At 69.2% G+C, this 24319-nt stretch carries 12 protein-coding genes and 3 rRNA genes; 12 read left to right on the top strand and 3 right to left on the bottom strand.

Annotated features, from left to right (window positions below; translation table 11 throughout):
• The first annotated feature begins 25 nt into the window (after positions 1–25).
• From OG335_RS13755 to OG335_RS13705, 11 genes are all read left to right on the top strand, one after another.
• The gene (locus OG335_RS13755; protein ID WP_405011388.1) at positions 26–1228 is read left to right on the top strand and encodes an ABC transporter ATP-binding protein; all 1203 of its coding nucleotides are present in this window, start codon (positions 26–28) and stop codon (positions 1226–1228) included.
• Positions 1225–2160, top strand: a complete 936-nt coding sequence (locus OG335_RS13750) for an ABC transporter permease (RefSeq protein ID WP_405011387.1) — start codon at positions 1225–1227, stop codon at positions 2158–2160. The genes OG335_RS13755 and OG335_RS13750 overlap by 4 nt, the downstream gene beginning before the upstream one ends.
• A complete protein-coding gene (locus OG335_RS13745) occupies positions 2160–2963 on the top strand; it encodes an ABC transporter permease (protein ID WP_405011386.1) in 804 nt (267 codons plus the stop codon). The genes OG335_RS13750 and OG335_RS13745 overlap by 1 nt, the downstream gene beginning before the upstream one ends.
• A 74-nt stretch (positions 2964–3037) precedes the next feature.
• A complete protein-coding gene (locus tag OG335_RS13740; protein WP_405011385.1) occupies positions 3038–4432 on the top strand; it encodes an NAD(P)/FAD-dependent oxidoreductase in 1395 nt (464 codons plus the stop codon).
• A 179-nt stretch (positions 4433–4611) separates the two neighbouring features.
• Positions 4612–5058, top strand: coding sequence for a hypothetical protein (locus OG335_RS13735; protein ID WP_405011384.1), 447 nt, complete (start codon positions 4612–4614; stop codon positions 5056–5058).
• 92 nt (positions 5059–5150) lie between these two features.
• Complete coding sequence (locus tag OG335_RS13730) at positions 5151–5837, top strand: hypothetical protein (protein ID WP_405011383.1); 687 nt, start codon at positions 5151–5153, stop codon at positions 5835–5837.
• A 202-nt stretch (positions 5838–6039) separates the two neighbouring features.
• A complete protein-coding gene (locus OG335_RS13725) occupies positions 6040–7548 on the top strand; it encodes a CoA-acylating methylmalonate-semialdehyde dehydrogenase (RefSeq protein ID WP_405015391.1) in 1509 nt (502 codons plus the stop codon).
• Positions 7549–8196: 648 nt separating this feature from the next.
• Positions 8197–9718: ribosomal RNA gene (locus OG335_RS13720) — 16S ribosomal RNA — on the top strand.
• A 280-nt stretch (positions 9719–9998) separates the two neighbouring features.
• Positions 9999–13108, top strand: a 23S ribosomal RNA gene (locus tag OG335_RS13715).
• A gap of 97 nt (positions 13109–13205) precedes the next feature.
• A 5S ribosomal RNA gene (rrf, locus tag OG335_RS13710) occupies positions 13206–13322 on the top strand.
• The 16S, 23S and 5S rRNA genes sit together here, the layout of an rRNA operon.
• 61 nt (positions 13323–13383) lie before the next feature.
• Positions 13384–14241 (top strand): phosphatase PAP2 family protein, encoded by an 858-nt coding sequence (locus tag OG335_RS13705; protein WP_405011382.1) that lies wholly within the window; start codon positions 13384–13386, stop codon positions 14239–14241.
• 41 nt (positions 14242–14282) lie between these two features.
• Here the strand turns inward: OG335_RS13705 and OG335_RS13700 are convergent, their stop codons facing one another.
• The 3 genes from OG335_RS13700 to OG335_RS13690 all read right to left on the bottom strand — a co-directional run bounded on the left by OG335_RS13700 (position 14283) and on the right by OG335_RS13690 (position 19035).
• Positions 14283–15143, bottom strand: a complete 861-nt coding sequence (locus OG335_RS13700; protein WP_405011381.1) for a SecDF P1 head subdomain-containing protein — start codon at positions 15141–15143, stop codon at positions 14283–14285.
• A 261-nt stretch (positions 15144–15404) separates the two neighbouring features.
• Positions 15405–15968, bottom strand: coding sequence for an acetate uptake transporter (locus tag OG335_RS13695; protein ID WP_405011380.1), 564 nt, complete (start codon positions 15966–15968; stop codon positions 15405–15407).
• A 505-nt stretch (positions 15969–16473) separates the two neighbouring features.
• Entirely contained in the window at positions 16474–19035 is a 2562-nt protein-coding gene (locus tag OG335_RS13690; protein WP_405011379.1) for a SpoIIE family protein phosphatase, read from the bottom strand.
• Positions 19036–19528: 493 nt separating this feature from the next.
• Here OG335_RS13690 and OG335_RS13685 point away from each other — a divergent pair, with 493 nt between their 5' ends.
• A complete protein-coding gene (locus tag OG335_RS13685; protein ID WP_405015390.1) occupies positions 19529–24073 on the top strand; it encodes a HAMP domain-containing protein in 4545 nt (1514 codons plus the stop codon).
• The last annotated feature ends 246 nt before the right edge of the window (positions 24074–24319 follow it).

Genomic DNA, 24319 nt, shown 5'->3' with positions numbered 1-24319 from the left:
CTCGGACCGAAGGACCCCACGCCCCATGACTGAGCAGACCACCGGCACCGCGATCCCCGCGCCGACCCCCGCCGAGACCTCCGCACCCGCTCCCGCCGCGACCCCCGCCGCGGGCGGCGGCGACGTCCGCCTCACCGGCATCGGCAAGACCTACGGCACCGCCACCGCCGTCCACCCCCTCGACCTGACCGTCCCCCAGGGCTCCTTCTTCGCCCTGCTCGGCGCGTCGGGCTGCGGCAAGACCACCACCCTGCGCATGATCGCCGGACTGGAGGACCCCACCTCCGGCACCGTCGTCATCGGCGGCCAGGACGTCACCGCCCTGCCCCCCTACAAGCGGCCGGTCAACACCGTCTTCCAGAGCTACGCGCTCTTCCCGCACCTCGACATCTACGAGAACGTCGCCTTCGGCCTGCGCCGCCGCGGCAGGAAGGACGTCAAGAAGCAGGTCGAGGACATGCTCGAACTCGTCGAGCTCGGCCCGCTCGCCCGCCGCAAGCCCCACCAGCTCTCCGGCGGCCAGCAGCAGCGCGTCGCCGTCGCCCGCGCGCTCATCAACCACCCCCAGGTGCTCCTCCTCGACGAGCCCCTCGGCGCCCTCGACCTCAAGCTGCGCCGCCAGATGCAGCTCGAACTCAAGCGCATCCAGACCGAGGTCGGCATCACCTTCGTCCACGTCACCCACGACCAGGAGGAGGCCATGACCATGGCCGACACCATCGCGGTCATGAACGCCGGACGCATCGAACAGCTCGGCGCCCCCGCCGACCTCTACGAGAACCCCGCCACCACCTTCGTCGCCAACTTCCTCGGCCAGTCCAACCTCATCCCCGCCGAGGTCACCGGCGCCTCCGGCGACGACCTGCTGCTCACCGCCGGCAGTACCCGCCTCACCGTGCCCCGCGCCCGCTGCACCACCGACGCCACCCGGGTCCACCTCGGCGTGCGCCCCGAGAAGATCACCCTCACCCACGCGGACGCCGACATCGCCGAGGGCCGCAACCGCCTCACCGGCACCGTCGTCGACTCCAGCTTCATCGGCGTCTCCACCCAGTACGTGGTGCGCACCGACACCGGCCAGGAGCTCGCCGTCTTCGAGCAGAACATGGACCGCGACACCCGCGTCACCGCGGGCGCCACCGTCCTGCTGCACTGGAACCCGGCCCACTCCTTCGCCCTCGACGCCGCCCAGGCGATCGACGCCGGCACCACGGAGGGTGACGCGTGACCACCACCGCCACCGAGGCGGCCGCCCCGCCCGCCGCCACCGAACCCCCCGCCGCGCCCGCCCGCACCCGCCGCCGGCTCACGCCGTACTGGCTGCTGCTGCCCGGCATCGCCTGGCTCGTGGTGTTCTTCGTCGTGCCGATGGTCTACCAGGCCTCGACCTCGCTGCAGACCGGCTCCCTCGAAGAGGGCTTCCGCGTCACCTGGCACGTCGCCACCTACTGGGACGCCCTCACCGAGTACAAGTGGCACTTCGTCCGCTCCTTCGCGTACGCGGCCAGCGCCACCGTGCTCTGCCTGGCGGTCGGCTACCCGCTCGCGTACACGATCGCCTTCAAGGCGAGCAAGCGCTGGCGCAACGTCATCCTCATCCTGGTGATCGCGCCGTTCTTCACCAGCTTCCTCATCCGCACGCTCGCCTGGAAGACGATCCTCTCCGACGGCGGGCCGGTCGTCGGCGCCCTCAACGCCCTGCACGTCCTCGGCGCCACCGACGCCCTCGGCATCACCTCCGGGCACCGCGTCCTCGCCACCCCGCTCGCGGTGGTCTGCGGCCTGACGTACAACTTCCTGCCGTTCATGATCCTGCCGCTCTACACCTCGCTGGAGCGGATCGACCCGCGGCTGCACGAGGCCGCCGGCGACCTGTACGCCCGGCCGTTCACCACCTTCCGCACGGTGACCTTCCCGATCTCGATGCCCGGCGTCGTCGCGGGCACCCTGCTCACCTTCATCCCCGCCTCCGGCGACTACATCAACGCCCAGCTCCTCGGCTCGCCCGCCGAGCAGATGGTCGGCAACGGAATCCAGAAGCAGTTCCTCAACGTGCTCGCCTACCCGACGGCGGCCGCGCTGAGCTTCATCCTGATGGCCCTGATCCTGGGCGTGGTGACGGTCTACATGCGCAAGGCCGGAACGGAGGACCTCGTCTGATGAACAGCGTCTTCACCCGGCTCCGCCGGAACGTCGTCACCATCGCGGGCGTCCTCGCGCTCGCCTACCTCATCCTGCCCAACCTCGTCGTGCTCGCCTTCTCCTTCAACAAGCCCGTCGGCAAGTTCAACTACGAGTGGTCGCAGTTCTCCACCGACGCCTGGACGGACCCCTGCGGGGTCGCCGACATGTGCGGCTCCCTCGCGCTCAGCCTGCAGCTCGCCCTCGCGGCGACGCTCGGCGCGACCGTCCTCGGCACCATGGTCGCCTTCGCGCTGGCCCGGCACCGCTTCCGCGGCCGCTCCGCCACCAGCGGGCTGATCTTCCTGCCGATGGCCATGCCCGAGGTCGTCATGGCGGCCTCCCTCGGCACCCTGTTCCTCAACATGCGGATCCCGTTCGGCTTCACGACGATCCTCATCGCGCACATCATGTTCTGCCTGAGCTTCGTCGTCACCGCCGTCAAGGCCCGCGTCATGAGCATGGACCCGCGCCTCGAACAGGCCGCCCAGGACCTCTACGCCACCCCGACCCAGACCTTCCTCCGGATCACCCTGCCGCTCGCCGCCCCCGGCATCGCGGCCGGCGCGCTGCTCAGCTTCGCGCTGTCCTTCGACGACTTCATCATCACGCAGTTCAACTCCGGCCCCACCACGGTGACCTTCCCGATGTTCGTCTGGGGCGCCTCCCAGCGCGGCATCCCCGTGCAGGTCAACGTCATCGGCACCGCGATGTTCATCGCGGCCGTCGTCCTCACCGTCGCGGGCCAGTGGATAGGCAACCGCAGGAAGGCGCGCGTCTGATGCCCCTCTACTCCACCTCCCCGTTCTACTGACCACCACCGCTCCATCGACCAGCAGAAAGCGGCTGATACGGCATGGACTCCGCCCGTGCGCTCAGTGACGTCCGACCCACCCCGTTCTGGCTGGAGGACCCGGGCCGGCCGGAGGCGCTGCCCGCCCTCGTCGGCGACACCACCTGCGACCTCCTCGTCGTCGGCGGCGGCTACTCCGGCCTCTGGACGGCGCTCCTCGCCAAGGAGCGCGACCCCTCGCAGGACGTCGTCCTCGTCGAGGGCAACGAGGTGGGCTGGGCGGCCTCCGGGCGCAACGGCGGATTCTGTGCCGCCAGCCTCACCCACGGCTTCGGCAACGGCCTGCAGCGCTGGCCCGCCGAACTCGGCCGCCTCGAACAGCTCGGCCAGGCCAACCTCGACGCCATCGAGACCGCTCTCGGCCGCTACGGCATCGACTGCGAATGGGAGCGCACCGGCGAGATCGACGTCGCCACCGAGCCCCACCAGCTCGAAGAGCTCCACGAGGTCGCCGAGGCCGTCACCCGCCACGGCCTCGACATCACCGTCCTCGACGCCGACGAGCTCCGCCGCGAGGTCGACTCGCCCACCTTCCTCGGCGGCATCTGGGACCGCGACGGCGTCGCCATGCTCCACCCCGCCAAACTCGCCTGGGGCCTCAAGCAGGCCTGCCTCGCCCAGGGCGTCCGCATCCACGAGCGCACCAAGGCCCTCACCCTCACCGAGTCCGGCCCCGGCATGGCCGTCCGCACCCCGTACGGCCGCGTCCTCGCGCACCGCGTCGCCCTGGGCACCAACGTGTTCCCGTCCCTCGTCAAGCGGGTCCGCCCGTACGTCGTCCCGGTGTACGACTACGCCCTCATGACCGAACCGCTGAACGACGCGCAGCTGGCCTCCATCGGCTGGCACGGACGCCAGGGGCTCGGCGACAGCGCCAACCAGTTCCACTACTTCCGGCTCTCCGCCGACAACCGCATCCTCTGGGGCGGCTACGACGCCATCTACCACTACGGCGGCAAGGTGCGCGCCGAGCACGACCAGCGCCCCGACACCTTCCGCACCCTCGCCCGGCAGTTCTTCGAGACCTTCCCCCAGCTCGACGGCCTGCGCTTCACGCACGCCTGGGGCGGCGCCATCGACACCTGCAGCCGCTTCTCCGCGTTCTTCGACACCGCCCACCGCGGCCGCGTCGCCTACGCCGTGGGCTTCACCGGCCTCGGTGTCGGCGCCACCCGCTTCGGCGCCGAGGTGATGCTCGACCTCCTCGCCGGCGAACGCACCGAACGCACCGAACTGGAGATGGTCCGCAGGAAGCCGATGCCCTTCCCGCCCGAGCCCGTCCGCTGGGCCGGCATCGAACTCACCCGCTGGTCCCTCGACCGCGCCGACCGCCGCGGCGGCCACCGCAACCTGTGGCTGCGCACCCTCGATCGCCTCGGCCTCGGCTTCGACAGCTGACACCCGACGGCTGACGCCGACAGCTGGTCTTGGGCACCGGGCACCTCCGCCCTTCCGCCCCCGGTCCGCCCCCGGCCCCCTGCACCCGACCCCCGTCGGGTGCAGGGGGCCGAAAGCGTGTAAGAACCGGCCCGCACCGCACTCTCCTCCGCTGACCGACCGTCACCGGAGGAGAGACCGTGCCGCACCCCGACCCCGCCGCCGACTGGCTCGCCGCCGCCGCCACCGACCCGCAGACCTGCCACGCCGCCTGGGCCCGCGGCGCCCCCGCCCTCCTCCCCACCGGCCGGCTCTGGGACGTCCTCCTCGTGCCCGCCGCCCTCGGCAGCCCCGCCCTCGCCCTGCTGGCGACCGGGCCCGACCCGGGGCCCGTGCTCGTCCGCCCCGAGGACGGCCGCCTCGGCTTCCTCGTCCCGCCCGGCACCTCCGCCGGCTGGACCGCCACCGGCATCCACGCCGCCGGCGACGGCACCCTCGTCCCCGTGCCGCCGCCCACCGGGCCCGGCAGCCGCGGTCCCGGCGTCCACTGGCTCGTCCCACCCGACGGATCGGGCCGCCTCGTCGACCCGGCCCGGCTGGAACTCGCCCTCCACGAAGCCGCCGCCACCCTCGGAGGCACCCCGTGACCACCACCCGCCGTACCGACACCTGCGCACCCGGCCGCGGATGCCGCCGCACCTCGCCGCGCCGGACGGCCGGTCCGCGCAAGACTGGGCCCATGACCGCAACCGCCCTCGCCGAGGACCACCTCTCGCTGCTGGAGACCGCTCAGCCGCTCTGCCTCCGCCACGCCCTCGCACTGGCCGGGCCCGACGCACTCGCCGCCCACGGCCTCCGCGCCACCCGCTCCACCGGCCTGGTCCTCGTCACCGCGGAGAACCCGCCGCTCGCCGACATCGCCACCGGCCTCGTCGAGCACCTCCGCGCGGCCGGGCACCGCGCCGGCATCGCGACCGGCACCCCGCGGCAGATCCAGCTCACCGGCACGCCCTGCCCGATCGAGCTCCGCAAGGAGCCGCTGCGCCACCCCGTGCTGCTGCTGCCTGGGACACCCGTGCCCGTGGTCGCCCTGCCGGACGCCGCGGCCCTCGCCGTGCTGCGGCTCTGCGACCGGGCGCTCCCCGAGGACCTCGCGGCGCTCCACGTCCTGGTGTCCCGATTCCCCGAGGGGGAGCTCGTGGCCCTTGCGCGCGCCTTCGACGAGGACTTCCAGCCGGGGGTGCTCGCCGACCGGCTGGAGGCGGCGGCGGAACTCGTCCACCCGGGTGCCGCGGCCCGTTCCGCCTGGGCCCAGGTGTGGGCGCAGGACCTCCGGCTCGACCTGCTGGAGACGCAGGAGGCCGCCGACGGGCTCCACGACCCGTACCTGGAGGCGGTCGAAGCGGAGCAGTCCGACGACCTGTAAGGGTGAATCTCCGATCCCCGTCATGCTGCTCGTTGAGCGGGGCGGTCCGGGTCCGCAGACTGGACAGCGAGCGCGGGAGCCCCGTGATCCCGTCGCCCGGCCGAAGCCGGGCGGCGCCGCACAAAGGTACCGGCGGCCCACACACCGCCCGGGACTTCGGAGGCAGACGACCTTGACCAAGCCCAGCCCGAACAAGCACGTCATGCACTGGATCGACGGCGGCCCGGTGGCCTCCTCGGGACCCGCGCCGCGCCGCGGTGACATCTTCGACCCGGCGACCGGACAGGTCTCGGGCCACGTGGACTTCGCCGAGATCGCCGATGTCGACCAGGCCGTGGCCGCCGCGGCGTCCGCGTTCACCGAGTGGCGGCGGGCGTCGGTCGCCAAGCGCACCCAGGTGCTCTTCCGCTTCCGCGAGCTGTTCAACGCCCGCAAGGACGAACTGGCGTCGATCATCGTCGCCGAGCACGGCAAGGTGCACTCGGACGCCCTCGGCGAGCTCGCCCGCGGCCTGGAGGTCGTCGAGTACGCGTGCGGCATCCCGCAGCTCTCGAAGGGCGGCTTCAGCGAGCAGGCGTCCACCGGCATCGACGTCTACTCGCTCCGGCAGCCGCTCGGGCCGGTCGCGATCATCTCCCCGTTCAACTTCCCGGCCATGGTGCCGCTGTGGTTCTTCCCGATCGCCATCGCGACCGGCAACACCGTGGTGCTGAAGCCGTCGGAGAAGGACCCGTCCGCCGCCAACTTCCTCGCCGAGCTGTGGAAGGAGGCCGGCCTGCCGGACGGCGTCTTCAACGTCGTGCACGGTGACAAGGCCGCGGTCGACCGACTGCTGGAGCACCCGGACGTCAAGTCCGTCAGCTTCGTCGGCTCCACCCCGATCGCCCGCTACGTCTACGAGACCGGCACCCGGTACGGCAAGCGCGTGCAGGCGCTCGGCGGCGCCAAGAACCACATGCTGGTGCTGCCCGACGCCGACCTCGACCTCAGTGCCGACGCCGCCGTCAACGCGGGCTTCGGTGCCGCGGGCGAGCGCTGCATGGCGGTGTCCGTGCTCGTCGCGGTCGACCCGATCGGCGACGAGCTCGTCGACAAGATCAAGTCGCGGGTCGCCACGCTGAAGGTCGGCCCCGGCTGCAACGGTGACTCCGAGATGGGCCCGCTGGTCACCGGCCAGCACCGCGACAAGGTGACCTCGTACGTGGAGTCCGGTGTCGCCGACGGCGCCGAGCTCGCCGTCGACGGCCGCAAGCACGCCGTCACCGCCGAGGACACCGAGGGCGCGCCGACCGCGGACGGCTTCTGGCTCGGCCCCACCCTCTTCGACCACGTCAAGCCCGGCATGTCCGTCTACAACGACGAGATCTTCGGCCCGGTGCTCTCGGTCGTCCGGGTCTCCTCGTACGACGAGGGCCTCGCCCTCATCAACGCGAACCCGTACGGCAACGGCACCGCCATCTTCACCAACGACGGCGGCGCGGCCCGGCGCTTCCAGAACGAGGTGGAGGTCGGCATGGTCGGCATCAACGTGCCGATCCCCGTGCCCGTCGCCTACTACTCCTTCGGCGGCTGGAAGGCCTCGCTCTTCGGCGACGCCCACGCGTACGGCCCCGACGGCGTGCAGTTCTTCACCCGCGGCAAGGTCGTCACCCAGCGCTGGCTCGACCCGTCGCACGGCGGCATCAACCTCGGCTTCCCCACCAACAGCTGAGGCGGACGGCCTCCACCGTCCCGCCCCACCCCACCCCGCCCCGCAGAGCCGGCCGGACCCTTCCCCCGAGGGTCCGGCCGGCCTGTTTGCATCCACCCGCCCGTCGGCGTAGTGTTACCTGGTCGCTCGGCAGGGAGCACCGGACACGCATCTGCGCGGACGGTCCCGGGGCGGCCAATCCTCTGAACCACCACTTCCCGATTCCCGGGCAGGGCTGTGTCTTTGTCGCGCCCCTGTGCGAATTCGGTGTGCGCGTTTATATGGGTTGCGGTCGGATTCGCTTTTCGGGGCGGGGATCGGCTAAGGTTTGAAACGTCGGACAGGCCGTCAGGCCGGTTCCGGTGAAAGAAATCGAAAGCAAGTCGGGAAAGAGCACGAGCTCGGATCTGATAAGCTTGAGACACGAAAGAGCGAAACACCCGGAGGGTCCGCTGGAAGGCGGTCCGAAGGAAGTGTCCGTTCCTTGAGAACTCAACAGCGTGCCAAAAGTCAACGCCAGATATGTTGACATCCCCGGCCTCAGGATTTCCTGGGGTTGGAGATTCCTTTTGTAGTAAATAACACAGCGAGGACGCAGTGCGCGGGGCTCCCTATTCCGGGGGTTGCCGTGCCGCTCAACGCGGGTGTGAACCCGATGACGGGTAATCATTCACGGAGAGTTTGATCCTGGCTCAGGACGAACGCTGGCGGCGTGCTTAACACATGCAAGTCGAACGGTGAAGCCCTTCGGGGTGGATCAGTGGCGAACGGGTGAGTAACACGTGGGCAATCTGCCCTGCACTCTGGGACAAGCCCTGGAAACGGGGTCTAATACCGGATATGACCGTCTTCCGCATGGTTGACGGTGTAAAGCTCCGGCGGTGCAGGATGGGCCCGCGGCCTATCAGCTTGTTGGTGGGGTAATGGCCTACCAAGGCGACGACGGGTAGCCGGCCTGAGAGGGCGACCGGCCACACTGGGACTGAGACACGGCCCAGACTCCTACGGGAGGCAGCAGTGGGGAATATTGCACAATGGGCGAAAGCCTGATGCAGCGACGCCGCGTGAGGGATGACGGCCTTCGGGTTGTAAACCTCTTTCAGCAGGGAAGAAGCGCAAGTGACGGTACCTGCAGAAGAAGCACCGGCTAACTACGTGCCAGCAGCCGCGGTAATACGTAGGGTGCGAGCGTTGTCCGGAATTATTGGGCGTAAAGAGCTCGTAGGCGGCCTGTCGCGTCGGATGTGAAAGCCCGGGGCTTAACCCCGGGTCTGCATTCGATACGGGCAGGCTAGAGTGTGGTAGGGGAGATCGGAATTCCTGGTGTAGCGGTGAAATGCGCAGATATCAGGAGGAACACCGGTGGCGAAGGCGGATCTCTGGGCCATTACTGACGCTGAGGAGCGAAAGCGTGGGGAGCGAACAGGATTAGATACCCTGGTAGTCCACGCCGTAAACGTTGGGAACTAGGTGTTGGCGACATTCCACGTCGTCGGTGCCGCAGCTAACGCATTAAGTTCCCCGCCTGGGGAGTACGGCCGCAAGGCTAAAACTCAAAGGAATTGACGGGGGCCCGCACAAGCAGCGGAGCATGTGGCTTAATTCGACGCAACGCGAAGAACCTTACCAAGGCTTGACATACGCCGGAAACGTCTAGAGATAGGCGCCCCCTTGTGGTCGGTGTACAGGTGGTGCATGGTTGTCGTCAGCTCGTGTCGTGAGATGTTGGGTTAAGTCCCGCAACGAGCGCAACCCTTGTTCTGTGTTGCCAGCATGCCTTTCGGGGTGATGGGGACTCACAGGAGACTGCCGGGGTCAACTCGGAGGAAGGTGGGGACGACGTCAAATCATCATGCCCCTTATGTCTTGGGCTGCACACGTGCTACAATGGTCGGTACAAAGGGCTGCGATGCCGCGAGGCGGAGCGAATCCCAAAAAGCCGGCCTCAGTTCGGATTGGGGTCTGCAACTCGACCCCATGAAGTTGGAGTTGCTAGTAATCGCAGATCAGCATGCTGCGGTGAATACGTTCCCGGGCCTTGTACACACCGCCCGTCACGTCACGAAAGTCGGTAACACCCGAAGCCGGTGGCCTAACCCTTGGGAGGGAGCCGTCGAAGGTGGGACCAGCGATTGGGACGAAGTCGTAACAAGGTAGCCGTACCGGAAGGTGCGGCTGGATCACCTCCTTTCTAAGGAGCACATAGCCGCTTGCGAGCGAATGTCTCGCACGGTTGCTCATGGGTGGAACGTTGACTATTCGGCACGGTCGGTGACGACTGCTAGTACTGCTCTTCGGGGCGTGGAACGTGGTGGTGATCCGGTCGGGTCGGGCACGCTGTTGGGTCCTGAGGGGACGGCCGTTTGGCTGTTGCCTCTGGGTGCCGGCCTCACGTGACTGCACCGTTCGGTGTGGGAGGGTGGGTGTCTGGTCGTTGTTTGAGAACTGCACAGTGGACGCGAGCATCTGTAGGCCAAGTTTTTAAGGGCGCACGGTGGATGCCTTGGCACCAGGAACCGATGAAGGACGTGGGAGGCCGCGATAGGCCCCGGGGAGCTGTCAACCGAGCTTTGATCCGGGGGTGTCCGAATGGGGAAACCCGGCAGTCGTCATGGGCTGTCACCCATACCTGAACACATAGGGTATGTGGAGGGAACGCGGGGAAGTGAAACATCTCAGTACCCGCAGGAAGAGAAAACAACCGTGATTCCGGGAGTAGTGGCGAGCGAAACCGGATGAGGCCAAACCGGCATGGTGTGAGACCCGGCAGGGGTTGCCATGACGGGGTTGTGGGAAAGTTCTTCAGTCGTCTGCCGGCGGCTGGGCGAGTCAGAAACCGTATGGGTAGTCGAAGGACATGCGAAAGGTCCGGCGTAGAGGGTAAGACCCCCGTAGACGAAATCTGTACGGCTTGCTTGAGCTTCTCCCAAGTAGCACGGGGCCCGAGAAATCCCGTGTGAATCTGGCGGGACCACCCGCTAAGCCTAAATATTCCCTGGTGACCGATAGCGGATAGTACCGTGAGGGAATGGTGAAAAGTACCGCGGGAGCGGAGTGAAATAGTACCTGAAACCGTGTGCCTACAAGCCGTGGGGGCATCTCCTTGTGGGGTGTGACTGCGTGCCTTTTGAAGAATGAGCCTGCGAGTTTGCGGTGTGTAGCGAGGTTAACCCGTGTGGGGTAGCCGTAGCGAAAGCGAGTCCGAATAGGGCGGTCATAGTTGCATGCCCAAGACCCGAAGCGGAGTGATCTAGCCATGGGCAGGTTGAAGCGCGGGTAAGACCGTGTGGAGGACCGAACCCACCAGGGTTGAAAACCTGGGGGATGACCTGTGGTTAGGGGTGAAAGGCCAATCAAACTCCGTGATAGCTGGTTCTCCCCGAAATGCATTTAGGTGCAGCGTCGTGTGTTTCTTGCCGGAGGTAGAGCACTGGATAGGCGATGGGCCTCAACGGGTTACTGACCTTAGCCAAACTCCGAATGCCGGTAAGTGAGAGCGCGGCAGTGAGACTGTGGGGGATAAGCTCCATGGTCGAGAGGGAAACAGCCCAGAACACCGACTAAGGTCCCTAAGCGTGTGCTAAGTGGGAAAGGATGTGGAGTCGCAGAGACAACCAGGAGGTTGGCTTAGAAGCAGCCACCCTTGAAAGAGTGCGTAATAGCTCACTGGTCAAGTGATTCCGCGCCGACAATGTAGCGGGGCTCAAGCACACCACCGAAGTCGTGTCATTCACAGAATACGCCCAACGGCGCTGTGGATGGGTAGGGGAGCGTCGTGTGCCGGGTGAAGCAGCGGAGGAATCCAGTTGTGGACGGTTCACGAGTGAGAATGCAGGCATGAGTAGCGATACAAGAGTGGGAAACTCTTGCGCCGATTGACCAAGGGTTCCTGGGTCAAGCTGATCTGCCCAGGGTAAGTCGGGACCTAAGGCGAGGCCGACAGGCGTAGTCGATGGACAACGGGTTGATATTCCCGTACCCGCTTTGAAGCGCCAACGTCGAACCTCTTGATGCTAAGCCCGCGAAGCCGGCCCGGAGTCTTCGGACAATGGGACGTGGTGGAGCCGGTGACCCAACGGGGTAGTAGGTGAGCGATGGGGTGACGCAGGAAGGTAGTCCAGCCCGGGCGGTGGTAGTCCCGGGGTAAGGGTGTAGGCCGAACGGTAGGCAAATCCGCCGTTCATTGAGGCTGAGACCTGATGCCGAGCCGATTGTGGTGAAGTGGATGATCCTATGCTGTCGAGAAAAGCCTCTAGCGAGTTTCATGGCGGCCCGTACCCCAAACCGACTCAGGTGGTCAGGTAGAGAATACCGAGGCGTTCGGGTGAACTGTGGTTAAGGAACTCGGCAAAATGCCCCCGTAACTTCGGGAGAAGGGGGGCCATTCCTGGTGATGAGTCTTGCACTCTGAGCTGGGGGTGGCCGCAGAGACCAGCGAGAAGCGACTGTTTACTAAAAACACAGGTCCGTGCGAAGCCGTAAGGCGATGTATACGGACTGACGCCTGCCCGGTGCTGGAACGTTAAGGGGACCGGTTAGTCCGATTTCGGTCGGGCGAAGCTGAGAACTTAAGCGCCAGTAAACGGCGGTGGTAACTATAACCATCCTAAGGTAGCGAAATTCCTTGTCGGGTAAGTTCCGACCTGCACGAATGGCGTAACGACTTCTCGACTGTCTCAACCACAGGCCCGGTGAAATTGCATTACGAGTAAAGATGCTCGTTTCGCGCAGCAGGACGGAAAGACCCCGGGACCTTTACTATAGCTTGATATTGGTGTTCGGTTCGGCTTGTGTAGGATAGGTGGGAGACTTTGAAGCCGTGACGCCAGTCATGGTGGAGTCGACGTTGAAATACCACTCTGGTCGTGCTGGATGTCTAACCTGGGTCCGTGATCCGGATCAGGGACAGTGTCTGGTGGGTAGTTTAACTGGGGCGGTTGCCTCCTAAAGAGTAACGGAGGCGCCCAAAGGTTCCCTCAGCCTGGTTGGCAATCAGGTGTTGAGTGTAAGTGCACAAGGGAGCTTGACTGTGAGACTGACGGGTCGAGCAGGTACGAAAGTAGGGACTAGTGATCCGGCGGTGGCTTGTGGAAGCGCCGTCGCTCAACGGATAAAAGGTACCCCGGGGATAACAGGCTGATCTTCCCCAAGAGTCCATATCGACGGGATGGTTTGGCACCTCGATGTCGGCTCGTCGCATCCTGGGGCTGGAGTAGGTCCCAAGGGTTGGGCTGTTCGCCCATTAAAGCGGTACGCGAGCTGGGTTTAGAACGTCGTGAGACAGTTCGGTCCCTATCCGCTGTGCGCGTAGGAGTGTTGAGAAGGGCTGTCCCTAGTACGAGAGGACCGGGACGGACGAACCTCTGGTGTGCCAGTTGTCCTGCCAAGGGCATGGCTGGTTGGCTACGTTCGGGAGGGATAACCGCTGAAAGCATCTAAGCGGGAAGCCTGCTTCGAGATGAGCACTCCCACCTCCTTGAGAGGGTAAGGCTCCCAGTAGACGACTGGGTTGATAGGCCGGATATGGAAGCCCTGTAAGGGGTGGAGTTGACCGGTACTAATAGGCCGAGGGCTTGTCCTCAGTTGCTCGCGTCCACTGTGTTGTTCTGAAACAACGACCCCCATCGCACCAGGCTGTGTCCTGAGTTCGCGGGTGGGTGGTGACAGTTTCATAGTGTTTCGGTGGTCATAGCGTGAGGGAAACGCCCGGTTACATTCCGAACCCGGAAGCTAAGCCTCGTAGCGCCGATGGTACTGCAGGGGGGACCCTGTGGGAGAGTAGGACGCCGCCGAACAATCATTCCAGTCAAGCCCCCTCCCACCCGGGAGGGGGCTTCTCTGCGTTAACCTTCGCCAATGCAGAACCTGACCCTCACCTGGCAGACCTCGGCCGTGACGTCCGTGGTGCTGTTCGGCTCGGCGTACGCCGCCGGGCGGACGCGCCGGGCGCTGCCGGCGGCGCTGCTGCGCGAGGCGGGAACGCTGTTGGCCCTGTTCGCGCTCTGGCAGATGGTCGGGCACCTCTCGCTGATGAGCACGGCCCACGCGCTCGACCGCGCCGAATGGATCCACCGGACGGAGCTGGCGCTCGGCCTGCCCGACGAGGTGGCCTGGCAGCGCGCGGTCGTGCCGCACCCCTGGCTCGTGCAGGGGGCGAACTACTACTACGCCACGATGCACTTCGGCGTGATGCTGGTGCTGCTTCTCTGGCTCTTCCTCCGGCACCGGGAGAGCTACGCGTGGGTCAGGACGACGGTCGTGCTGACGACCGCCGCCTGTCTGCTGATCCAGTTCATCCCGGTCGCCCCGCCGCGCATGCTGCCCGGTAACGGCTTCGTCGACCTGGCGGTGCAGTACGGCCAGTCCGTGTACGGCGGCGGCGTGGCCGGCGTGGTCGCGGACCAGCTGTCGGCGATGCCGTCGGTGCATGTCGCGTGGTGCGTGATCGTCGCGGTGGCCGTCGTGGTGATCGGGCGCGGCCCGTGGCGCTGGCTGGTCGTGCTGCACCCGGTGCTGACCGTGGCCGTCGTGGTCGTCACCGCCAACCACTTCTGGGCGGACGGCGTGGTCGCCGTGGCGTTGCTGCTCGTCGTCTACCTGGTGCAGCACGCCGCGGCGGGCTGGCGGGGCCAGAGCGGGGTGCCGGGCGTCGTGCTGAGCTCGGGCGCGGAAGCGCAGGAAGAGGAGTCGGACCGGAGCCCGGCCGGCCGCTGAGAACGCCTTGACCGGCCGGTCGGCCCGTCGCCGTTCCCGCGTCAGCCCGGCTTCGGTGCGGAGACCCGCATCGGCATCGGCAGGCTGCCGTCGGAGAGGCGTTCGGCGACCTCCGCGGCGGCCTCCCGGTCGCCGTGGAAGTGGATGTCGGTGGTCGGGTCGGTGATCGGCACGACGATGACGAGGCTCGACACGACCCGGCCGTCGAGGGTGATCGCGAGTTCGCCGGTGGCGGCGTCGGGCTCGGCGAGTGCGGTGGTGACGGCGGTGAACTCCTTCGTGCCGTCCGGTGTGAACAGGACGGAGACGACCCAGGCGGTGCCGTCGCCCGTGGAGTCCTTCAGCTCGGCCCTGGCGACGGTGTTGCCGTGCATCGCGGAGGAGGCGAGGACGTACCTGCGGTCGGCGAGGGTGCGGGGCTCCTTGCCGCAGGCGACGGTGGGTTTCGCTGGCGCGGCGGGCCGGAGGTCCGCGGGGCACTTCAGGGTGTCGAACGCGGACCTGAGCTCGTCGGGCACCGTGCCCTCGGTCGTGCCGTCGGCGGCGTCGGCCACGGCCTGGACCGGCCTGAACGTGAGGAGCGCCCCGGCGGCGAGTCCGGCGAGCCGGTTCCCCTCGTCGCCGGCGGCGGAGACCTCGATGGTGCCGTTGCCGATCCGGGCCTTCACGTCCTTGAGGCCGATCCTGGCGGCGCGCCTGGTCAGCACCGTGGCGGCCTGCTGCAGGACGGGCTTGTCGAGGGGCTGCTCCGGGGTGAAGACCACGGTGGTCCGGGCGTCCGTCCCCGAAGCCGTGCATCCGGTCAGTGCGGTGGCTGCGAGGAGGAGGGCGGACAGCGCGGCCGGCGCCGGGTGGAGGGTGGTCCGGGGACCGGGCGGAACAGGGCGGCGTGGCGGCGTCATGCGGGCCAGTCTCCCGACCGCGTACGGCCCCGACAACGAAGTGACGCAACCGTGACCGGCCACGGTCACGCCGGGCCGCTGACGGCCTGCTGACGGCCCGCTGACGGCCCGCTGACCGGCCTCCCAGGCGCCGCGACGGGCCGTACGGACGCCGGGCCGTACGGGGACGGGTGCCGGCCCGGCGCCTGCCGGACGGCCGCGGACATGCCGGTGGGCCGGGCCCCGTGGGGGTGAGGCCCGGCCCACCGGCGGTCCCGAGGGCTACCTGACCGGCAGGGCCCTCAGCCCGCCGCCGCTGTTGGTCAGCGTGGCGGTCGCCCAGTACCAGGCGGCCAGGCCGGATGCCGCGGCGACCCAGCCGGCCACCTTGCCGAGCCCGCCGCTGTCGGCGAAGGCGGCGACGGCGCCGAGCAGGAGGGAGACCGAGAACAGGCCGTAGACGGCGCGGCCGAGCAGCCCGTTGGCGTTCCAGCTCGCGAGGGTGAGGCTCAGTGCGAGCAGGGCCCAGAGCAGCAGGAACAGGCCGGCGGCGTTCTTGCCCGCCCCGCCGGCACCGGACCACACGGCCCAGAAGGCGCCGAGGGAGGTGAAGGCGGTGCCGGTGAAGCCCTCGCCCGCGCGGAGCTGCCAGAGGCCCGCGACGAAGAGGGTGAGGCCGCCGACCAGGTGGGCCAGCGACACGGCGTCCTTGACCCCGGCCCCGTCGAGGAGGCCGGTGGAGAGGAGACCGTAGGCGAGGAGGGTCAGTCCGAGGGCCAGGTATCCGAGAGGACCCGCGTCGGCTCCTGCGGGTCGGGCGTTCGCCTCGGTAGCGTCGTTGCTCACCGGAGGCTCCTTTCACTGGGTGCCGGCATGGCGGCGGTGAAGGGTCGAGGGTGCACCGCGGCCCGGGGGCGCGGTGCGTGAGGGCGCACGGAACACGTGCGTGACGGTGCACGGTGGGTGCGGCAGGTGGTTGCGCGATGCCGGACCGCGGGCGCACGGACGGTGCGTGCGGGCGGAGGCCGGCGGGTGAGGACCGGCGGTGGGCCGCTGGTCGGGTGCCCCTCCGGGGGAGTCCCCGGTGATGACGGTGTACCCGGCCGACACGCCCTTGTACCCTTGTGAATGCCACAATTTGTTCGGTCGTCAGCTGTGCGGGGCCGCCATCCGTCGCTCGCCGACCGTTCGGTGGCGACAACCGACCGGGCGGCCGCCCGCCGGGTGCGGGCCGCCCCTCCGGGTGGAGATGTGACGGCCCGTCAGGCAGACTGCCGAGCGGTCCGTGGCGCGGCCGGTGCCGTGCGGGCGCCGGGGCCGACTCGGCTCCGCGCGGCGGCCCGTGGTGGTGTCAGCCGTGGCGCTGCTCGGGCACGCGGAGGGTGAGGATCGCCATGTCGTCCGAGGGCGGCTCCGGGGCGAACCGTTCGACCGCCCGCTGGACGCGGGCGGCGACCGCGCCGGCGGTCAGTCCGGTGCACCCGGTGAGCACCTCGGCGAGGCCGTCGTCGCCGAGCATCCGCAGGCCCTCGCGGCGTTCGGTGACGCCGTCCGTCACACAGAGCAGGACCTCGCCCGGTGCGAGGATCAACTCCTCGGCGATGAGGTCGAGTTCTTCCATGACGCCGAGCAGCGGCTGCGGTGACGCCGCCTGGTCGACTTTGCCGTCGGTGCGCAGCCGCAGCGGCAGCGGGTGGCCGGCGCAGACCAGGGAGAGCGCGGTCGATCCGTCCGGCCGGGGCGTCAACTCCCCGTACAGCAGGGTGAGGAAGCGGCTCCGGGTGCCCTCGCCGAGGATGGCGGCGTTGAGGCGGGTGAGCACCTGGGGTGCGTCGAGTCCCTCCCGGGCCAGCAGGCGGAGGGAGTTGCGGGCGAGGCCCGTCACGGAGGCCGCCTCCGGGCCGGTGCCGCAGACGTCGCCGATCGCGAAGCCGTACGTGCCCTCGCGGATCGGGAAGATGTCGTAGAAGTCGCCGCCGACCTCGTTGCCCTCGCCGGCCGCCTGGTAGAACACCTCGACGTCGACGCCGGGGATCTTGGGCAGCTCCGGGGGCAGCAGGGCCCGCTGGAAGGCCTGGCTGGTGGCGGTGCGCTCCGAGTAGAGGCGCGAGTTGTCGAGGGCGAGGGCGGCGCGGCGGGAGAGGTCCTCGGCGAGTTCGAGGATCTCCTGGCGGAAGCGCACGCCGGCGGCGGCGCCGAGCACGAGCAGCCCGATGACCCGGTTGCGGGCGGCGAGCGGGAGGACGACGGTCTCGCCGAGCAGCCCGGCGAGGGCGGGGCCGTCGGCCAGGCCGAGGCTGTGGGCGGTCTCCGCGGGGGCCTTCCAGAACCGGACGCCGGCGGCGGGCCCGGTGGCGGGCGGCGCGGTCTTGTCGAGAATCTCGCGCAGCGGGTCGATCCGGTCCTCGTCCTCGTGCAGGAGGAAGGCGAGGTCGGCGGCGCCGCCCTGTTCGCCGGTGGTGTAGACGGCGCACCAGGTGGCGAGCTTGGGCACGGCCATCTGGGCCATGAGGGCGAGGGTCTGCTCGTGTTCGAGGGTGCCGGCGAGCAGGTCGGAGGCCTCGACGAGGAAGGAGAGGGAGCCGCGGCGGAGCTGTTCGAGCTCGGTCAGCCGGGCGCTCTCCAGGGCGAGCGCGATGCGGTCGGCGGCGAACTGCAGGCGCAGCGCGTCCTCGTTGTCGTAGCGGGCGGGAGCGCCGGCGGCGACGCCGAGGGAACCGGTGAGGCGGCCTTCCACCTTGAGCGGCACGGTGATGAGGGAGCGCAGTCCGCTGCCGTCGAGCAGCGGCGCGGCGAACGGGCGGACGGCCAGGTCCTCGTGGACGGCGGGCAGCCGTGCGGAGTCGTAGCGGCCGGCGCCGCCGTCGATCGGCAGGCGGGCGTAGCGGCGGCCGGTGGTCGGCAGGCCGGTGGCGGCGCGCACCTCGAACTCGGTGTCGTCGTCGGTGGTGAGGAGCAGGTAGGCGGCGTCCGCGTCGAGGAGGTCGCGGGCGCGGTCGACGATGCGCTGGAGGAGTCCGTCGATGTCGCCGAGGTCGCCCGCGGAGACGGGGCCGACCAGCAGGTCGAGGGGTTCGATGGCGGGGGGCGTCTCGGCGGTGGTGCCGGGGGTGCGCAGGACGGCCCGGTCGGCGTCGTCGACCAGCAGGCAGAGGGTGGACGGTGTGCCGTGGGTGTCGCGCAGTCGGACCTGGACGCCGTACACGTCGAGGGTGCGGCCGTCGCCGGTGCGGACGCCGTAGCTGCCCTCCCAGCGGGCGAGGCGGAGCGTCTCGGCGAGGCCGAGTCCGGTGCCGGGGGACTGCGGCCAGTCGGCGAGGTCGGCCCAGGGGCGTCCGACGGCCTGGTCGGCGGTGTGGCGCAGCAGGGCTTCGGCGTCGGCGTTCCAGCCGCGGACGGTGCCCTCGTCGTCGAGCTGGACGACGGCGACGCGGACGGGGCCCGCGGCGCCGGGGAGTTCGCCGCCGGGCAGGCTCGGCACGGCGTAGCGGGTGCCGAGGACGTGCTCCGGCAGGGCGAGCCGGAACCAGACGGTCTTGCGGCCGGCGGTGTACTCGACGCCCCAGCAGGAGGAGAGGGCGGAGCACATGAGGAGGCCGCGGCCGCCTTCGCCGTCGGGGTCGGCGTACCGCTCGGAGGCGGTCGGCACGTTGACGAAGGAGGGCAGGCCGCGTTCGGGGTGATGGTCGGTCACCTCGATCCGGACGGTCTCCTGCTCGCGGATGCAGCCGACCTCGGCGGAGGTGCCGGCGTGGACCACGGCGTTGGTGACGAGTTCACTCACGAGGATGACGGCGTCGTCGACGACCTCCGGCAACCCCCAGCCGAGGAGTGCGTCGCGGACGAAGCCGCGCGCAGCGGCGGCGGACCGGTCGACCGGTCCGAAGGTGGCGGCTGCGCGTGCGGTGACCACGTGCCACGTCTCCTCTGCTCTGGTCCGGCTGTCCGGCTCACGGGAGTTGTGCCCCCTTGTGCCCGGTGCAGCGTTCCACCCTACTTTCCGCTTGGTACCCCGCGGGCCCGGGGAGCGGAAACAGGCGCGTGGGGGTGATTCTGCCCACGCCGGGGGTGCGGGAGGCGTGAACCCTGTGCAAGCGGACGGACACCGACCGCAGGTGCTGACAGACTGGGGGGTCCGCAGCACCCGGCCGGCGAAGTACGGTCGAAGTGGTGCCGGTGGCTGGGCAGTCACCGGACCGCTCCCGAACGGTACTGAAGCGGTACCGCACAGTAACGATGTGGGAGGGCCCCCGTTGAGTTCGGCCACCAAGGACGCCATCGCCACGACCGGGGAAGCGACCCATGCCGGCAGCCGGGCGCGCGGGGTACCCGGCCGCCGGGCCGGAGGGTACGGCCGCGGCGCCGAGCCCGCCGACCTGCGCAAGCTGCTGGCGGCGCTGACCGCCATGCGGGACGGCAACGTCCGGCGACGGCTGACCGTTCCGGGGGACGGTCCGCTCGCCGAGATCGCGGCGGTCTTCAACGAGGTCGCGGAGCGCAACCAGCACCTCACCGGTGAGCTGGCGAGGGTGCGGCGGGCGGTCGGCCGGGAGGGGCGGCTGTCGGAGCGCCTGGAGACGGGTGTCGGCGAGGGCGCCTGGATGGCGGCGATCGACAACTGCAACGCGCTGATCGACGACCTGGCGCGCCCGATGGCCGAGGTGGGCCGGGTGCTCGGGTCGATCGCGGAGGGCGACCTCGACCAGCGGATGGAGCTGCGGTCGATCCACACCAACGGGGCGAGCTACCCGCTGCGGGGCGAGTTCCTGAAGGTGGGCCGCACCGTCAACGGGCTGGTGGACCAGCTGTCGGAGTTCACCGACGAGGTGACCCGGGTGGCCATCGAGGTGGGCACCGACGGCAAGCTGGGCGGGCAGGCCCGGGTGCGGAGCGTCTCGGGCAGCTGGAAGGACCTCGCGGACTCGGTCAACACCATGGCCGGGCGGCTGACCGCGCAGGTGCGGAACATCGCCGAGGTGACGACGGCGGTCGCCAAGGGCGACCTGTCGCGCAAGGTCACGGTGGACGTCGCCGGCGAGATGCTGGAGCTGAAGGTCACCGTCAACACGATGGTCGACCAGCTCAACTCGTTCGCCGCGCAGGTGACGACGGTCGCGCGCGACGTGGGCACCGAGGGCCGGCTGGGCGGTCAGGCACAGGTGCCCGGCGTGGCCGGGGTGTGGCGCGACCTCACCGACTCGGTGAACTTCATGGCGGCGAACCTCACGGCGCAGGTGCGGAACATCGCCGAGGTGACGACGGCGGTCGCCAAGGGCGACCTGTCGCGCAAGATCGAGGTCGACGCGCGCGGCGAGATCCTGGAGCTGAAGAACACCATCAACACGATGGTCGACCAGCTGTCCGGCTTCGCCGAGCAGGTGACGCGGGTGGCGCGCGCGGTGGGCACCGAGGGCATCCTGGGCGGTCAGGCGCAGGTGCCGGGTGTGGCGGGGGTCTGGAAGGACCTCACCGAGAACGTCAACTCGATGGCGAACAACCTGACGAGCCAGGTGCGGAACATCGCGCAGGTGACGACGGCGGTCGCCAAGGGCGACCTGTCGCAGAAGATCCAGGTCGACGCGCGCGGCGAGATCCTCGAACTCAAGAACACCATCAACACCATGGTCGACCAGCTCGGGGCGTTCGCGGCGGAGGTGACCCGGGTCGCCCGGGACGTCGGCACCGAGGGCATCCTGGGCGGCCAGGCGAGCGTGCCGGGTGTCTCCGGCACCTGGCAGGACCTCACCAACAGCGTGAACCTGATGGCCAACAACCTGACCAGCCAGGTGCGCAACATCGCCGAGGTGACCACCGCGGTGGCCCGCGGCGACGTCTCCAAGAAGATCACCGTCGACGCGAAGGGCGAGATCCGCGAGCTGGTCACGACCGTCAACACGATGGTCGACCAGCTGTCGGCGTTCGCGGACGAGGTCACGCGCGTGGCCCGCGAGGTGGGCACCGAGGGCATCCTGGGCGGCCAGGCGCGGGTGCGCGGCGTCTCGGGCATCTGGCGGGACCTGACCGACAACGTGAACTTCATGGCGTCGAACCTGACGAGCCAGGTCCGCAACATCGCCGAGGTGGCGTCGGCGGTGGCCAGCGGCGACCTCTCCAAGAAGATCACCATCGAGGCGCAGGGCGAGGTCAAGGCGCTCGCCAGCACGCTCAACACGATGGTCGACCAGCTGTCGGCGTTCGCCGTCGAGGTGACCCGGGTGGCCCGCGAGGTGGGCACCGACGGCACCCTGGGCGGCCAGGCGTCCGTGCCGGGCGTCGCCGGCATCTGGAAGGACCTGACCGACAACGTCAACCTGATGGCCAACAACCTCACCGGCCAGGTCCGCAACATCGCGCTGGTCATCACCGCGGTCGCCCGCGGCGACCTGTCGCAGAAGATCGACGTCGACGCGCGCGGCGAGATCCTGGAGCTGAAGACCAGCATCAACACGATGGTCGACCAGCTCGGCGCGTTCTCCGACGAGGTGACCCGCGTGGCCCGCGAGGTGGGCACCGACGGACGGCTCGGCGGCCAGGCCCGCGTCCCCGGCGTCGCCGGCCGCTGGCAGGACCTCACCGAGTCGGTGAACGAGCTGGCCAACAACCTGACCCGGCAGGTGCGCGCGATCGCCCAGGTCGCCACCGCGGTGACCCGCGGCGACCTTTCCCCGCGGATCGACGTGGACGCGTCCGGCGAGCTCGACGAGCTCAAGGACAACATCAACCAGATGATCGCGAACCTCCGCGAGACCACCCGCACCAACAAGGACCAGGACTGGCTGAAGACCAACCTGGCCCGGATGTCCGGCCTGCTGCAGGGCCGCCGCGACCTGGAGGCGGTCGCCGCGCTCATCATGACCGAGCTGACGCCGGTGGTCTCCGCCCAGCACGGCGCGTTCTTCCTGGCGCAGCCGTCCGGCCGGACGGCCGAGCTGGTCACCGAGGACGACGACGAGAACGACACCGTGCTGCGCCTGATCGGCAGCTACGGCTACCAGCGGCGCACGATGCCCACGACGTTCCGGCCCGGTGAGGGGCTGGTCGGGCAGGTCGCGGTGGAGCGCCGGTCGATCGTGGTCAGCCAGACCCCGCCCGGCTACCTGAAGATCGCCTCCGGGCTCGGCGAGGCCTCGCCCGCGCACGTGGTGGTGCTGCCGGTGCTGTTCGAGGGCCGGCTGCTCGGGGTGATCGAGCTGGCGACGTTCAGCTCGTTCACGGGGGTCGCGCTGGACTTCCTCAACCAGATCGCGGACCTGATCGGCGTGACGGTCAACACCATCAGCGTCAACACCAAGACCGAGGGCCTGCTGCTGGAGTCGCAGCGGCTGACCGCCGAGCTCTCCATGCGCTCCGCCGAGCTGGAGGCGCGGCAGGAGGAGCTGGAGCGCACCAACGAGGAGCTGCAGGAGAAGGCCGAGCAGCTCGCCCAGCAGAACCGCGACATCGAGATCAAGAACAGCGAGATCGAGGAGGCCCGGCAGATCCTGGAGGAGCGCGCCGAGCAGCTGGCCCTCGCCTCGCGCTACAAGAGCGAGTTCCTCGCCAACATGTCGCACGAGCTGCGTACCCCGCTCAACTCGCTGCTGATCCTCGCCAAGCTGCTCTCCGACAACAACGAGGGCAACCTCTCGCCGAAGCAGGTCGAGTTCGCCGAGACCATCCACGGCGCCGGTTCGGATCTCCTGCAGCTCATCAACGACATCCTCGACCTGTCCAAGGTCGAGGCGGGCAAGATGGACGTCCGTCCGGCCCGGATCGCCCTGGTGCAGCTGGTCGACTACGTGGAGGCCGCGTTCCGGCCGCTCGCCGCGGACAAGAACCTCGACTTCGCGGTGCGGGTCTCCGACGAACTCCCGGCGACCCTGCACACGGACGAGCAGCGGCTCCAGCAGGTGCTGCGCAACCTGCTCTCCAACGCGGTGAAGTTCACCGACGCCGGCGCGGTCGACCTGCTGATCCGGCCGGTCACCGACGCGGACGTCCCCCAGCACGTCCGCGAGCAGCTGCTGGAGGCCGGGGCCATCGGCGACCCGGACGAGCAGCTGATCGCCTTCTCCGTCTCCGACACGGGCATCGGCATCCCCGGCAACAAGCTGCGGGAGATCTTCGAGCCGTTCCGGCAGGCCGACGGCGGCACCAGCCGCAAGTACGGCGGCACGGGCCTGGGCCTGTCGATCAGCCGGGAGATCGCCCGGCTGCTCGGCGGCGAGATCCACGCCGAGAGCGAGCTCGACGACGGCTCCACCTTCACGCTGTACCTCCCGCTGCGGACCGAGGGCCCGGAGGCCGCGCCCGACCGCCCGGCGGGCCCGGGCGCGCGCGCCGCGGTCGGGTTCACGCCGGTCGGCCTCCCCGTGCCGATCGGCGAGAACCCGGCCGAGCACTGGGCGCAGGAGGTGCGCGAACTGGCCGAGGAGCGCCGCAGGGGCGCCGCCGAGCGCCGCCGGGCGGCGGAGGGACGGCCGCAGGCCCGTGCGGTCGCGGCCGAGCCGTTCACCGCGGGCCAGGAGCAGTTCCCCCGGCAGCCCGTGCAGGCCGCCGACCGGCCGGGCCGGGCGGCGCAGTTCCAGGGCCGCTTCGAGGGCCAGCGGGTGCTGATCGTCGACGACGACATCCGCAACGTCTTCGCGCTGACCAGCGTGCTGGAGGAGTACGGCCTGGCGGTGCTGTACGCGGAGAACGGCCGCGAGGGCATCGAGGTGCTGGAGCAGCACGAGGACGTCTCCCTGGTGCTGATGGACATCATGATGCCCGAGATGGACGGCTACGCGACCACGGAGGCGATCCGGCGGATGCCGCAGTTCTCGGGCCTGCCGATCATCGCGCTGACCGCGAAGGCCATGAAGGGCGACAAGGAGAAGAGCCTGGAGGCCGGGGCGAACGACCACGTCACCAAGCCGGTCGAGACCGACCATCTGCTGGCGGTCATGCGCCACTGGCTGACGGTCGGGTAGCCGCCAGGGCCGCCGGCCGGCCCGCACTGGCGGGTCCGGTCGGGAACCCGGTAAGGTGCCGCAATCGTTGCGAACGGTGACCGAACGGTGACGCCGAGTCCCCGCCCGGCCGTTCCGTCGACCCCGCAGCGGCGGCGGTCCGGCCCCGGATCGCCGGGAGCGATGTGACGGGCCAGGGGGTACGGCTAGCATGACCGGGTCAGTAGCGGGCGGCACGCAGGTGCCCGCCCTGGGCAGGCAACCGGC

The organism is Kitasatospora sp. NBC_01539 (genome assembly GCF_045040525.1).
GTDB lineage: Bacteria > Actinomycetota > Actinomycetes > Streptomycetales > Streptomycetaceae > Kitasatospora.
The sequence above is the reverse complement of the archived record's forward strand: the minus strand, read 5'-3'. Positions and strand labels throughout refer to the sequence as shown.